Source organism: Lactococcus petauri (assembly GCF_002154895.1).
In the GTDB taxonomy this organism is placed as follows: Bacteria; Bacillota; Bacilli; order Lactobacillales; family Streptococcaceae; genus Lactococcus; species Lactococcus petauri.
Genome location: NZ_MUIZ01000001.1, coordinates 60,492 through 73,755, shown reverse-complemented (window position 1 = coordinate 73,755; position 13,264 = coordinate 60,492). Strand labels below are relative to the sequence as shown.

Sequence of the window (13,264 nt, the reverse complement as noted above, 5' to 3'; positions counted from 1 at the left end):
GATTATAGGGGAAATCCACTATAATAAACAAGATTATGACAGAAAATTTACATGAGCTTCATGCTCACTCACAAGATTGGCTAATGAATTTTGCAAAACGTGAAAGTCAGCCAGATATCCTTTCAAAAGTCGCAGAACACCAAGCGGTTGGAGATTGGGTGATGGGAACTGTACAGAGTGTTTATGAGGATGTGACATTTACAATGTATGGGCGAGAAATGACCCAACATATGTTAGAAGTATTAACAGATGATGGGATTACTTGTTATGTACGTCAAGGACAAGCAGGTTTCTGGCAACCGGATAATGCTGCGTTTGTAACCATGATTGATGATCGTGTTCCTGTAAAAATTTATCAACGTCTTCAGATTGAAAATTCAAAACGTGAAGACGTAGCCCATATCGACTATGGTGAATATATTGTTATCGGTGAAATCTCTGGTGCAGAGTATGTAATTGGACAGGAGTTCGAAAAAGAGTTTCGAAATAAGAAATCTTGGTCTCATAAAGAGCTACGTGGTACAGTAAAATCAATCTATGAACCTAAACAAAATTATTTTGCAGGAAATGGTGAACGTATTGATACGCGACGTATCTTTGTGGAATATGAGGGAATGACAGTCGTTATTCCACTGACGGAATTTACACACAAAGCAAAATCAAGAGTTCAAAAAGTTCATGATTATGTGAAAGTGGGGGATCCGGTCTACTTTTATGTGACAGGAGTAAATCGTTTACCTGTAACCTCAACCATGAGGGAGAGAAATCCAGACATGAGCCCTGATGGAGACTATTATTTCTATACCATAACAGGCTCCGCAATTCATCGTGAAATTACACCTGAAGCCGCAATTACTCGACTGATTGAGAGTAAAGCATCCGCAACACGTGCTTATATAACAAACAAGGACATTAGTGGTTACTTTGTGGAACTCCTTGATGCACCTGGTGTGACGTTTAAAATGCGTCCTTCAGGAAACGGGACAGTGAAACCCAGTCAAAAAGACATAGACAACCATGCGATTGTTGCTGTGAAGTTGAAAAATCTTAAAGATAAAAAAGATAGTCGCGGTTTTTATGAAGGACATTTAGAATATATTCGGACGAATTAGGAGAAGTAACTATGGAAATTTTTAAATCCCTCCTTCCTAAATACTTTTCTAATAAAGAGAAGAAGAATATGATTATTCCTTCTTTAAATGTTGAAGGGGCTGAGGACTTCGGCATTGAAGATGACTTCTCAATGCTTGAGAAGGATATGACTACTTATCATGGAATGAATGATTTAGAGAATGCATTTATGGAAAAGTTTGATCATGACCCACAAATGATAGAAGTCTTCAACTTTATTGCGACATTTACAAATGTTCAAAAAATGCAGCTGAATAATTATTTCTACTCTTATGCCTCAAGCTTCCGAAATTTTTCTGAAAGTAAACAGAAAAAGCAGCTCCAAAGAGTGCTGACTCAGCTTCAAAAGGGAAGGTTCATCTTGAAATCCTATATTCCCTCACCCTCTGATAGAAAAATTCCTAGTTTTACACTTAGTCAATATGGCTTTCAACTGGCTGTTCATATGCGAAGTAAATTAAAATTGGATGGCTATATCCGGAACCCAAGTATGATTGAATATTTTAAGGAACGAAGTACACTTGTTAGAAAACAATGGGTCAACGTCGATATATTTCTTGCGGCTCAGACCCTTAAAAATATAGCAGGTTATAAAAATAGATTTACAAAGGTTCAAGAACCCGGAAAATCGCCTTTATTTATTAAAGAATCCCAAGCGGTTATCTCATTAGAAATGCAAAATGGTAAAATTTGTAATCTTATCACTTATACAGTTTTACCAGAACAAGGGTTTAAGTATATCAGTGTGGTCGCGGAACAATGGGGGATTATCGCACAGGATTACACAGACCATCCTATTCCGGGACTTGGGGGAGACCTTAATTTCTTAGCTATTATTGTTTATAGCCAAGAAGAAGCTTTAAAAATCGCTCAAGCCATTGGTGATAAGGTCCCTGCGGGCCCTGTCTTTATTGTTCTTGATATGATGCAAAAGGAAAGCATTTTAGAAGCTTTTCAATTCTGGGAAGAAGGTGAGCTACTAAGCTTTTCTAAGTTTATGGGTCTTCAGTCTAAAGGGGCTGAAGGTGTGGCTTAAGGAAAAGGAGAAGAAGTGACACGAACATTATATTTAGAGGGGGAGTATATTTCCCGTCCTAAGGTTAATCCCTTTTATCACAAATTAGTCCGTTCCAAAGCGCCTGTTCTTTACATTACTGATCAGATGAAACCAGAGTTAGAAGAATTTATCAAGGAGAAAAATCCAAAGTTAACATTAAAACATCTTCCACCAGAAGAGTCACTTTCCTTTTTAAAAGAAATTCAAGAAGAAGACATGCAATATAGCCTGTTTATTGAAGATCGTATTGGGAATATGGAAAAACAACTTTTTATCGAATTTTTAAATTCAGCATTATTTAAAAATGCCTTTGTAATGATTCGCTCAATTGATTGGACCACTTCCATAAAAGCAACACTTACCAGTGGTTTTGATACAGTGATGCTCTCAAAGACAGTTATTGTCTCTGAACAAGAACTCTTTAAATACATCAGTATTTTCCCAGAATCAGAACAGCAGTTGATGGATTGGATTGAAAGCTCGATTCAATTATCCGCAACTTCCTATTATGTGTTTAATAAACAAGTCACTCAAAATTCGAAAGTGCAACTTTTCATGGTTTTTGATGGGAATAGTCGACAGTTTATTTCAAGTGGAAAAGAGGCTGTTCCAATTTCTTCTAAGAAAACGCGGATTGAGATGATGTTCGAAAAACTTGAAGAAATGGGAAGCCAAATACATTATATTGGAAACTTGGTGGATAAACAGGACCAGCAAGAGGACAATAAACAGTCAACTATGGCTCAACTTTTGAATCAAGTAGAAGATCTAAAAGATGAATTTGGAAATCTTAAAAAGCAAATTCTCCTCTTTAACGATATAGATGAAGAAAGCTGGAATAAGATGGAAAACTCCACTTCAAAATATAAAATGGAAGAGTTTTTTGAAGAGGAGAGTCAAATAAAAACGGAAAAGGAAGCCGCAGGGAAGATTGTAGTTCTTCATGATGATGAACAGGAAAAGATAGTAGAAGAAGAAAATGAAGTAAGTGAGGCTCATGATTGAGACAACATACAACAAATTTTCAAAAACAAAACTATCAGCCTCTTCAACCTAAGAAAACACCAGAGAAAAAATTTGGAAAGATTTTAGGGTGGGGAATCGTTGCCCTGCTACTTGTAGGATGTCTCCTACTGTTCTTTAATGAACAGATTCGTGATTGGACGATTGCCAACAGAAGTCAACACTTTGCCTTAAAGCATGTGACTTCAAATGATATTCTCAAAAACAAAAAGAAAAAAGGAAACTATGATTTCTCCCAAGTTCAACCTATTGATTCTAAGACTATCTTATTGGAGCACCCTAATTACTCGGGAGTAATCGGGGCAATTGCCATCCCTGATGTCCAACTTAACCTGCCTATTTTTGAGGGTGTAGGAGGGGACAATTTATTTTATGGGGCTGGTACTATGAAAGAAGATCAAATCATGGGGAGTGGGAATTATGCGTTAGCTGGTCATCATATTTTCGATTCTCTTTACGGGGATAATAGTTCAATGCTTTTTAGTCCTTTACAAAATGCGAAGCAAGGCATGCACATCTATTTAACAGACAAAGAGACAGTCTATTCTTATCGGATTACCTCTGTTACAACAGTGGGTGGTGATGAGGGGGAGATTATCTATGATAAGGGAGAAAAAAACCTCCTTACGCTCATCACTTGTACGGATGCCAAGGCTACTGCCCGTATTGCAGTACAAGGGGAGCTCGTAAAAAAAGAAGCGTGGGAGAAAGTACCTCAGCTTCAAAGCGTATTCAATCAACCATATAACAAAGACTATGACTTACAAAACACGGTCTTTAATTAAAAAAACTGGATAATATTTCAGATTGAGAGGAAATTATATTTATGACACAAATTGTAATTACAATATTAACCATTGTTGTACCCTTCGTCTTTTTGGTGAGTGGGTTAGTTATCGCTATTTTATTCTACTTTGGGACGCGAAACTCCGTTGAAGGTGCAAAAACGCGTTTAGGCTTCTATGGTATTGCCTGCTTTGCGATCGGCTTAGGGTTTGGCGTGGGACCAAGGATTTTTAGTTCCCTGACAAGTCCACTTTCTGATTACCTCACAAAGGCATTACCCGGTGTGCCAGGAGTAGATGCCATCACAACTTCTGTCACAGCCCTTCTTGGTTTCTTGACCTTTGGGGCCATTCTTCTAGGAGGTTTTCAATTGGCCTGGGGCTCTCGCGATTCGATTGAAGGAGGGAAAAAACGTTATACGAGTCTTCTCATTGGTGGGATTACCATGCTTATTGTTTTTGCGGTTGCACCCAAAATCGCGACCTCACTCTTAGATATGGCTAAAAATAATATGAATAAATTCTTTAATTTTGGATAGTTCAGTTCAAGTTAAGTAAACAATACTATAATACATTTATTCCAATAAAAAATTTTTTTCATAAATACTCCTAAGCACCTTTTCGTAAGGTGTTTTTCTTTATGATAAACAATTTGCGGCACTTTCAAAGTTTTGGTATAATAAGTTATAAAATAATTTTTAATTTACTCTTCCTTATAGCGCTTGGAGCCCAGTAACTCATTTGAGTCACATTATAAACATGTCATAATGCGCAGAATGACTAGCAAACTCAAAATGAAAGCCACAATGCGTTTTGAATTGCGAATAAAAAGAAACGAGAAGCGTAGCCTAATCTTGTTTCATTTGTGAGCTTGACTTGCTTTGGTCGAAACTCTCTTAAACAGCTACACAACCGTGCAATACTTCTATTTTTTTGTGTGCACCAAAACCCTAAAATATTTCGGACAACTTGATCCGTTTTATGAAAAGCTTATAACAGGAGAACTCAACTTGAGTTCCCTTTTTATATATAAAAATTACAAACTATCAAAAGAGAACCATCCTTTGATTTGAGAACAAAATTCTCAAATTGGAGGTGGTTTTTTTGCGTTCTAAAGGAGGACAAAACAATGGAAAAATCATTTTCAAACAAAGTCAGCTGGCTTCAACATCATTACGCGGAATACTCCGTACAATGGTACACCAAAGAGCCAAAACGGACAGAAGCTATTTACCGTCGAGAATTTAGTCGTTTTAATAAAGTGAAAAAAATTGAGACGATAAAAAAACTAAAAGAAGAAAAACTAGAGGAAGTCTCAAACTGGGACCAATTAGCAGAGAAACTCTTCGGAAAAAAATTACGTGCTTTGTCATTTAAAGAAGTACAAGAACTTTTTTCGACAGATTTAAAAGTTTCATAAAAAAGGAGGAAAGAATAATGATTACACTTTATGAAAAACGTACCGTTGCAGATATATTCGCGGCTGTGAATAAAGAAAAATATTTTGAGGATTGTTTGGATGAGGTCATGTATACCTTCAGAGATAACGAATCAGGGGGACGAGAATTTTATTCGAGTTCACCTACAGTAGAAGAAGTCGCAGGACCTATTACTGCAGCACAGGATCAGGAAATACTCAATTTCTATTTGTCTTTAAGGGATGCGGTGCAAGATTTTATTGAAAACGGCTGTTATCTTACGTGGATTCAAAGTTTTACACCCGTAACCTATCGTTCATTTCTAACGGCTTATCTTGAAGAATCAAAGCTGAGAGAATTAGAGGATAGTGTTGTGGCTGGGGAATTTATTTTTGTTTCGGATTTTATAGAATATCTGGAACAGAAATATAAGGCATTGCCATACTATATTGTTAAAGAAAGACAAGCAGCATAAATACTCTTGAAAAATTTAATTTATTACACTGTTATGTTAGAATAAGGATAGTAGAACTCTTTTTACAGGTAATAGTGTTAGAGAATCAGAGTGAGATTTATGGAGAATAATATGGAAATGTACTTTAACTCAAGTTCAATTGAGGATGTTGAAAAACTAATAAAACAGATCAATCTGATTCATGAAAAATATTCGACTGATTATTTTGAGACAGGTATTGTCAAAAAATATAATCTTAAGAAAACTTTATCTACAGTTCCACAAAACCATATTTTGAATTATCGTTTAAATCTTCATGAAAGTATTAATGATTATATGATCTATGGTGATTTTAGAGGTTTGGATTTTCGGTATCGGGTTAAGACAACGGAAGCTATTTTAAATAAGATTCAAAGGTTCAAAGAACGTACAGAAAAGTATCCCGTCCATAAATGGATGAATGATATTTTTGGTGCACGGATTATCCTGTCTTCTGAAGAGTTTAAGAAGCTTGAGGAAAGCCTTGATTTCTGGACAAACGAATTTCATTTGAAAAGCTCTTATGAGAAAAGAACAGCGTCTTATCACGGCTATCATATCTATTTCCAAAATGAAAAAAATTACTTTTTTCCATGGGAATTACAGATTTGGGATGAAAAAGACGTCAAGAATAATATTGAGTCACATATAAAATATAAACGCAGTTTCAGCAATCTTTATTCTGAACAGATTTAATTTGAACTCAATTTTAGAAAAAATAAATTATAAAAGTAGAAACCGGTATATATACTGGTTTTTTTGTATGTAAAGGAGAAAACATGAAAACTATAAAACTTTTGATTCGTATCGCAGCACATGTCTCTGCTTGTCTCACGATAGGTATTGGTATCGTCTGGTCATTTACCTTCAGCATTCTTGGAGACTTTTCAGATCGCTCTCTAGGGATAATGGCAGGGCTTCTCTTTGTACTTTTCTTTGCTTTAGACCTTCACTTTTTGAAAGTTGAAAAAGAAAAGAAAAAGCAAATGAGAAGGCAAAAATTTGTATCAAAAGAGTCGTTAAAAGTAGATCAGTCTAACATGGAGTCGGTATATATTCCACGTCAAACGATGAATAGCATTGAGCAGATGAACTTAAAAACGCCTGCAATCTACAAAAATTTTAAATAAAGAAAAGGAAGAAAAAATGAGTTTACAAAAATTAAATATTCAATCCACTGAAGAATTTGAAGAAATTGAAATCACGCTAAAAAACAAAGTTGTAAAAGGGCTTGTTTCTAATCTGCGTGTTGAACGTTCTTCAGTACCTGAAGGTGTCTACGTTGTAGGTATTCGAGAGGGTGATTCTGAAATTTATGGCCAATTAAAAAATTATGTATGGGTCAATCATCTTATTGATATAATTATCAAAGAAGAGCTCACTCTACCGGAAGAAGGACTCTATTTCTTGGATGAGGAAGATGATAAATTAGACGCTGAGTGTTATAATCTAAATTACCTGGGTGGTCAAATGACTCTCGAAGCATTTTTACAAAATTAATTTGAAAAACCAAGTTAAAATTTAAATGAAGAATTTGAATAAGATATCGACTTTTACTAAAGTTGGTATCTTTTTTTTACATAAAAAATCTTTTCTTCATTGCATCAGGGAGTTATTTTTTGGTATAATGAGTTATAAAATAATTTTTTATTTACTATTCCTTATAGCGCTTGGAGCTTTGTTACTCACTTGAGTCACATTATAAACATGTCATAAAGCGCAGAATGACTAGCAAACTCAAAATGAAAGCCACAATGCATTTTGAATTGCGAATAAAAAGAAACGAGAAGCGTAGCCTAACCTTGTTTCATTTGTGAGCTTGACTTGCTTTGGTCGAAACTCTCTTAAACAGCTACACAAACGTGCGACACTTCTATTTTTTTGTGTGCACCAAAACCCCAAAATACTTCGGACAACTTGATCCGTTTTATGAAAAGCTTATAACAGGAGAACTCAACTTGAGTTCCCTTTTTATATATAAAAAATTACAAACTATCAAAAGAGAACCATCCTTTGATTTGAGAACAATATTCTCAAATTGGAGGTGGTTTTTTTGCGTTCTAAAGGAGGACAAAATAATGGAAAATCTAAAAGAACAGGCAATAGCCCTGAAAGAACAATTTGAAGAAATGTATTCTGAAATAGGATATTCAATTCAAGAACCTAATGGAAATCCAGCTTCTGGATGGCAAGGCTATCCTTTAATTTCAATTTGGGATTATTCCTCAAATTTTGAAGCAGGATTTTGCTTAAAAAACAATTTACTCAAAAGAGTGTATTAAGGAGAGGAAAAATGACTAAACTAAAACTTTTAAGCAGCTATAAGCAATATTATGTTTATGATAAAGAAGGGAACTTTGTGGACTGTGGTTCCTACTATTGTCTGCTTCATCGCTTAAACCTGAACCAAACAACTTTTAAAACGAGCTTGCATAAGTTCAATAAGGGAATAAAAAGTTCAGAGTACATTATAGAAGAGTTTAAAAGAGAAGAATTAAAAGATTTGGGATTATTCTATGATCTACTTATCACTTTAAATCCAACTGATGTGAATCCGCTTATTGTAAATGAGGTGAGGTTAAAATCTGACCAGCATCATTTTGCGGATACATTAAGCAATGGTGAAAATTCAAGTACTTCGAAGCTTTCTTTAATTAGTGAGCTCTACAAAACGTCAAATAGAACCGCACAAAAGTTTGTAGTTTTGGCGTATGCGGCACTTCAAGCTTCGGAATTTTCGCTCTATGAAGAAACTGCACAATTCTATGACCTACCTTTATGGCTCGTAGAATTTGTAGGTGAAAACTTAGAAAAAATATTTAAAAAATAGAGAGAAGACCAAAGGGTCTTTTTATTTATAAAGGAGAAAAAATGAAACTTCAAGATATAGAAAATGTAGTAGAAAAACAAAAAATGAAAAATGGAGAAACTGTAGTCCTTTCCTATGATGAATGTGACCAAAATTTTAATGAAATTGTAGGAGACTGCTACTCTGGGTTTTATCTGGTAGAGGGCAAGTCTTCGTTACAACAATGGATCAACCGTCATGTCCCTCAAGATACTCAAGAGCAGCGAGAAGAAATTGTTGAGAAAATCTTTCTGAGAAACAATTGTACAGAAGATTTCATCAAGGAGATGTCAACTTGGCTAAAAAATAAAAATTTTTTAGCATTACCTTTATATATTCATGAACATTCAGGAGTCACATACTCCGTCAATCCGATTCCCTTAGGAAATCAATTTGACGGAGGCTGCATACCTGGAGGGTTTATCATTTTAGATAAAGTGAAAGTAAGACATTTATTTGGCATAAAGAAATTAACAACAAAAAAAGTAGAAAAGGAAGTTAAGGCGTTTGTTCAAGACTATATGTCATGGGCAAATGGCTCTATTTACAGCAGTTACCTTATTAATGAAGTGGACGATGTTATTGATGAAATACATGGGATGCTTGATAATGGGCAATCAGAATCAGAACAGTTAGAAAGTATTATTTCTAATTACTTTGAGGTAGATTGCGCTTTAGCTTCATAATAAAAAAATAAACGGTACCATTTTGGGCCGTTTTTATAAAGGAAAAAATGTTTAAAGAAAAAGTTGAATACTATCGCACTCTTTTAACGGATACTTTCCCACTAACAAAGAGTGACATGCAAAATATCGTACGAAATGACATGAAACAATTATTGCTATTAGGACAAATTAGCATTAGCGAATATGAAAAACTATCGAATATGTTTTTATAAAAATAGAAAATGGAGAAAAACAATGAAATTTAATAAAACAGAATACTACCCGACCCCTAAAGAACTTGTCTCAAAAATGCTTGATGGCATTGACTTTGCAAAATGCGCAACCATTTTGGAACCTTCCGCAGGTACAGGACATATCGTAGAAGTTATTAAAAATAAAATGGACCAACGGCGCTATCAAGCAGATATTGACTGTATAGAAGTGGACCCAGAACTCAGAAGTATTTTAAAAGATAAGAACTTTCGTGTAATCCACGATGACTTTTTAACTTTTCATACGTTTAAGGAATATGACTTGATTGTCATGAATCCACCTTTTTCAAACGGTGAACAACACCTTTTGAAAGCCCTGGAGCTTCAAAAATCAGGAGGACATATCATTTGTTTACTTAATGCTGAAACGCTTAATAACCCCTTTACTTTAGCGAGAAAAGAACTATTACGCGTACTAGAAGAAAAGACAGATTATTCTTGTGAAATTTTGTCAAATTCATTTAGTAGTAGTGAACATCAAACCAATGTTGATGTGGCACTTCTTAAAATTTCAGTTAAAGAGGAAGAAAAGTTCTCGTACTTTAGAGAAGAGTTACGTCACGCGCAGGTACAAAAAGAAGTTCAATCGGAAGAGAAGAACTTCATTGCGGAAAATGATTTGATTTCACAAATCGTAAAACAATATGATTTTGAAGTAGAACTCCGGACAAAACTAATACGTGAATTTCATGCGACAAAACCCTATATTTTAAGGAGCTTTGATGATCCTGATACTGCGGCTTTTCGTCTTGTTGGAGCACATGATACACGTTACTCTGATTTAACAGTCAATGAAGACATTAGAGCAGTTCGTCGTAAATACTGGAAAACACTATTTGCGCATAAGAGTTTTATTGAACGATTAACGTCATCCATGCGTCAAGATCTCTATGAGAGGATTGATGAACTTGCAGATTTTGACTTTTCATATTTCAATATCAAACAACTACAGCTTGAAATGACACAAAATATCGTCGGAAACTTAGAAAAAACGGCCCTTGATATTTTTGATAAGCTCTCACACCAATACAGTTATGAGTCATATTCTAAGAATATCCATTACTATAACGGCTGGAAAACCAATAAGTCATGGTTTGTGAATAAAAAGGTTATTCTACCTTTCTCAGGCTTTTCACGTTGGGGAGATGCCAACTTAGACCGTTATACTATTTCCGCAACCTTTAATGATATTGAAAAGGCCTTAAATTTGTTTAATGGAAATAAAACATTGGCGATTGACTTAGATGAAACTATTAAAAAAGCGATTAATGAGGGTCAAACCAAAAATATCGAATTTAATTTCTTTGATGTGACTTTTTATAAAAGAGGAACAGCGCATATCGTCTTTAAAAATATGGAAGTTTTAAAACGTCTTAATATTTTTGCAGGACAAAAGAAAGCGTGGCTGCCTCCTGTTTATGGTAAAAAAGCCTATCAAGAAATGACGCCAGAAGAACAAACAGTCATTGATGAATTTGAGGGAGAAGAAAGCTATAGGGAAGTCTATGAACAACCAGAACATTGGTTGATGGAGAGTTCTTCACTTCTTTCAATTGAAGCCCCTCAAGTTCCTCTCAATGATTACTAAACACCTTAAAACCTAAATATAAATTGGAGAAAATACAATGACAAAAAAAGAATTTACTACCCTTGTTGACAACTACTGTATGGACAATAATTTTACCCCAAAAGAGATTTCAGCACTCGAAGGTAGAATTGTTGATTTACAAAAGACCCACTATAAAATGGGTTTTTGTAAGAAGAAATCCTACGAGATAATTGGGGAACATATTGCTAGAGTATAAGACAAAGTAAATAAAAGAAGAAAGAGGAAAAACCATGAATAAAACAACATTTAAACCCATTGTATCCGTCATCAGAAAACAAACTGCGGCTACAAAAAGCCAGGGGAAATTTACACTGAAAGAGGACGATAATCCTTATCAAGTAGTACAAAAACTAACAAAATTTATCGCTAAAAATAGTGAAAAACCTTCAAATGAAGAAATTCTTGACGCACTTGCTTTTTTCTATCCGGATGCAGCTTTTGAAGCTATTGAAGATGGATTTACACGTACGACATCGCAAGGTGAAGCAATTGCTAATCTCAAACAGATGCAATTACGATTAAAAGGTTTTTCGAAAGCTGTTCCAGATTGTAATAGTGCGGTTCTTTTTTCTAGAACTACACGCAATAGAAAAGATGAAGAAATTAAAGACCTCTTTATTTTGAGTCCTCTTGCAGGTTATACGCAAAACCAATATACATTTTGGAGCAATAATGAGAGAAATGGCTTGGCACACTCACAGTATAGCCGAATATTTCTCTTGTCATTAGACAAGCTTGTCGGACAACATAAGGTGTATAATCTTCTTCAATCTTACTTGTCAAAAGAATTTTCGACATTTGCGACTGAAGAAGCTTTGGTGGAACTCTTCAAACATACTTTTTGTCGTCCGGAGTATGCCTCAAAGAAGAAATATCGCTACTACTGGACAGAAGAGCTACAAGACATTATGGAATGCTTTTATTGTGATGAGCCAGAAACTTTTTCTCGTTTAGTGAAAAAGGAGGGGTACACCATTGAAATAAAAGAGGGAGATAATGCGTATGAATCTTTAATGAAGTTCAAAAAAGGTGGGGCCACTTATTTTGTATATCCAGCGAATGATAAAAAACGTTATCAATTGACTGCGACGATAAAATTTGTGATGGAAACTCTTTCTAAACTTTATCGGGAAGACCAAAATGTACAGTTGTTAAATACCTACGCGAAGAGTGCAGCATCAACTTATGCGACGGCTTTTCAAACGAAAAAGAATATTCCTGAGCGCATTCAACTTGCCATGTCCCAATCTACCTTTTCAAAAGACTTCTCTTTTGTGGAATTTGATGAAACAGTCGATTTGGACAAAATACGAGTATTAGAAAACGAGTGGGAGATATACAGAAAAATTTTACCTCACGCGCAAAATGGAAATACTCCAGATTTACGCTTTCGTTATTTAGGAAAGCATAAAGCGAACGGTATCTTTTTTCCAGGAGCTAATTCAATTGGGGTAGATCCACGTCATGGGATTCAATCCTTTAGTCACGAGTATGGGCACTTCTTAGATTTTAATAATTCTAGTGAAGTCCCTTTGTCTCTACACGACGAGTTCTCTCCTATTCTTCTTGCTTATCAAGAAGCTTATGATTGTTTAGCTGAGAAGCCAGCAACAACAGGTAAATGTTCAGATGATTACTTTAAGACCCCTACAGAGGTTTTTGCGAGAGCGTTTGAAGTTTATCTGGATAGCTTTAAAGACGTACAAACAAGCTTTAAGAAAAGTTCGTTAGAATTTTCTTTAGCGCATAAACCATTTGAGAAAATTAAAGACGACGTTCAGCATTATTTTGATCAACTCTTTCCAGAAATGCGACAAGCTGTAGAAGTTGTAAAAGCACTTCAAAATCAGCCTTTATCTCCCGTGTCAGTTCTTTCTGAACCACGAGTGATGCATAAAGTTGTGGAAGAAGTTGAACCTCAATTTTTTGAACAATTGAGCTTGTTTTAATTTTCATTAAGTCC

16 protein-coding genes are annotated in these 13,264 nt (G+C 35.1%); all 16 read left to right on the top strand.

All coding sequences use genetic code 11. The annotated features are described in order from the left end of the window. Positions 1 to 35: 35 nt before the first annotated feature. The 16 genes from BZZ03_RS00400 to BZZ03_RS00325 all read left to right on the top strand — a co-directional run bounded on the left by BZZ03_RS00400 (position 36) and on the right by BZZ03_RS00325 (position 13,250). Complete coding sequence (locus tag BZZ03_RS00400) at positions 36 to 1,112, top strand: S1 RNA-binding domain-containing protein (protein ID WP_086581963.1); 1,077 nt, start codon at positions 36 to 38, stop codon at positions 1,110 to 1,112. Positions 1,113 to 1,123: 11 nt separating this feature from the next. Continuing rightward, positions 1,124 to 2,167, top strand: coding sequence for a hypothetical protein (locus BZZ03_RS00395; protein WP_086581960.1), 1,044 nt, complete (start codon positions 1,124 to 1,126; stop codon positions 2,165 to 2,167). 15 nt (positions 2,168 to 2,182) lie between these two features. Beyond that, positions 2,183 to 3,193: a hypothetical protein gene (locus tag BZZ03_RS00390; protein ID WP_086581958.1), complete on the top strand. Its 1,011-nt coding sequence runs from the start codon at positions 2,183 to 2,185 to the stop codon at positions 3,191 to 3,193. Next, positions 3,190 to 3,996 carry a class A sortase gene (locus BZZ03_RS00385; protein WP_233128937.1) on the top strand — a complete coding sequence of 269 codons (807 nt, stop codon included), beginning with the start codon at positions 3,190 to 3,192 and terminating at the stop codon, positions 3,994 to 3,996. The genes BZZ03_RS00390 and BZZ03_RS00385 overlap by 4 nt, the downstream gene beginning before the upstream one ends. A gap of 41 nt (positions 3,997 to 4,037) precedes the next feature. Beyond that, the gene (locus BZZ03_RS00380) at positions 4,038 to 4,535 is read left to right on the top strand and encodes a hypothetical protein (protein ID WP_086581956.1); all 498 of its coding nucleotides are present in this window, start codon (positions 4,038 to 4,040) and stop codon (positions 4,533 to 4,535) included. Positions 4,536 to 5,125: 590 nt separating this feature from the next. Further along, on the top strand, positions 5,126 to 5,416 hold the full coding sequence (locus BZZ03_RS00375) for a hypothetical protein (RefSeq protein ID WP_086581954.1): 291 nt from the start codon (positions 5,126 to 5,128) through the stop codon (positions 5,414 to 5,416). A gap of 17 nt (positions 5,417 to 5,433) precedes the next feature. Continuing rightward, positions 5,434 to 5,889 (top strand): hypothetical protein, encoded by a 456-nt coding sequence (locus BZZ03_RS00370; protein ID WP_086581951.1) that lies wholly within the window; start codon positions 5,434 to 5,436, stop codon positions 5,887 to 5,889. A 111-nt stretch (positions 5,890 to 6,000) separates the two neighbouring features. Then, positions 6,001 to 6,603, top strand: coding sequence for a nucleotidyltransferase family protein (locus BZZ03_RS00365; RefSeq protein ID WP_233128936.1), 603 nt, complete (start codon positions 6,001 to 6,003; stop codon positions 6,601 to 6,603). 83 nt (positions 6,604 to 6,686) lie between these two features. Continuing rightward, on the top strand, positions 6,687 to 7,037 hold the full coding sequence (locus tag BZZ03_RS00360) for a hypothetical protein (protein ID WP_086581948.1): 351 nt from the start codon (positions 6,687 to 6,689) through the stop codon (positions 7,035 to 7,037). 16 nt (positions 7,038 to 7,053) lie between these two features. Next, on the top strand, positions 7,054 to 7,407 hold the full coding sequence (locus tag BZZ03_RS00355) for an LPD28 domain-containing protein (protein WP_086581945.1): 354 nt from the start codon (positions 7,054 to 7,056) through the stop codon (positions 7,405 to 7,407). Between the two features lie 578 nt (positions 7,408 to 7,985). Then, a complete protein-coding gene (locus tag BZZ03_RS00350) occupies positions 7,986 to 8,189 on the top strand; it encodes a hypothetical protein (protein WP_086581943.1) in 204 nt (67 codons plus the stop codon). Positions 8,190 to 8,200: 11 nt separating this feature from the next. After that, entirely contained in the window at positions 8,201 to 8,737 is a 537-nt protein-coding gene (locus BZZ03_RS00345) for a hypothetical protein (protein WP_086581941.1), read from the top strand. A gap of 41 nt (positions 8,738 to 8,778) precedes the next feature. After that, positions 8,779 to 9,441 (top strand): hypothetical protein, encoded by a 663-nt coding sequence (locus tag BZZ03_RS00340; RefSeq protein ID WP_086581939.1) that lies wholly within the window; start codon positions 8,779 to 8,781, stop codon positions 9,439 to 9,441. Between the two features lie 234 nt (positions 9,442 to 9,675). Beyond that, positions 9,676 to 11,280, top strand: a complete 1,605-nt coding sequence (locus BZZ03_RS00335) for a class I SAM-dependent methyltransferase (protein WP_158092855.1) — start codon at positions 9,676 to 9,678, stop codon at positions 11,278 to 11,280. A 37-nt stretch (positions 11,281 to 11,317) separates the two neighbouring features. Next, a complete protein-coding gene (locus BZZ03_RS00330; RefSeq protein ID WP_086581935.1) occupies positions 11,318 to 11,497 on the top strand; it encodes a hypothetical protein in 180 nt (59 codons plus the stop codon). Positions 11,498 to 11,531: 34 nt separating this feature from the next. Continuing rightward, positions 11,532 to 13,250, top strand: a complete 1,719-nt coding sequence (locus BZZ03_RS00325; RefSeq protein ID WP_086581933.1) for an LPD1 domain-containing protein — start codon at positions 11,532 to 11,534, stop codon at positions 13,248 to 13,250. The last annotated feature ends 14 nt before the right edge of the window (positions 13,251 to 13,264 follow it).

Coding starts and splice junctions, on each gene's coding strand:
- BZZ03_RS00400 (WP_086581963.1), top strand. CDS start 36: ATGACAGAAAATTTACATGAGCTTCATGCTCACTCACAAGATTGGCTA.
- BZZ03_RS00395 (WP_086581960.1), top strand. CDS start 1,124: ATGGAAATTTTTAAATCCCTCCTTCCTAAATACTTTTCTAATAAAGAG.
- BZZ03_RS00380 (WP_086581956.1), top strand. CDS start 4,038: ATGACACAAATTGTAATTACAATATTAACCATTGTTGTACCCTTCGTC.
- BZZ03_RS00375 (WP_086581954.1), top strand. CDS start 5,126: ATGGAAAAATCATTTTCAAACAAAGTCAGCTGGCTTCAACATCATTAC.
- BZZ03_RS00370 (WP_086581951.1), top strand. CDS start 5,434: ATGATTACACTTTATGAAAAACGTACCGTTGCAGATATATTCGCGGCT.
- BZZ03_RS00365 (WP_233128936.1), top strand. CDS start 6,001: ATGGAAATGTACTTTAACTCAAGTTCAATTGAGGATGTTGAAAAACTA.
- BZZ03_RS00360 (WP_086581948.1), top strand. CDS start 6,687: ATGAAAACTATAAAACTTTTGATTCGTATCGCAGCACATGTCTCTGCT.
- BZZ03_RS00355 (WP_086581945.1), top strand. CDS start 7,054: ATGAGTTTACAAAAATTAAATATTCAATCCACTGAAGAATTTGAAGAA.
- BZZ03_RS00350 (WP_086581943.1), top strand. CDS start 7,986: ATGGAAAATCTAAAAGAACAGGCAATAGCCCTGAAAGAACAATTTGAA.
- BZZ03_RS00345 (WP_086581941.1), top strand. CDS start 8,201: ATGACTAAACTAAAACTTTTAAGCAGCTATAAGCAATATTATGTTTAT.
- BZZ03_RS00340 (WP_086581939.1), top strand. CDS start 8,779: ATGAAACTTCAAGATATAGAAAATGTAGTAGAAAAACAAAAAATGAAA.
- BZZ03_RS00335 (WP_158092855.1), top strand. CDS start 9,676: ATGAAATTTAATAAAACAGAATACTACCCGACCCCTAAAGAACTTGTC.
- BZZ03_RS00330 (WP_086581935.1), top strand. CDS start 11,318: ATGACAAAAAAAGAATTTACTACCCTTGTTGACAACTACTGTATGGAC.
- BZZ03_RS00325 (WP_086581933.1), top strand. CDS start 11,532: ATGAATAAAACAACATTTAAACCCATTGTATCCGTCATCAGAAAACAA.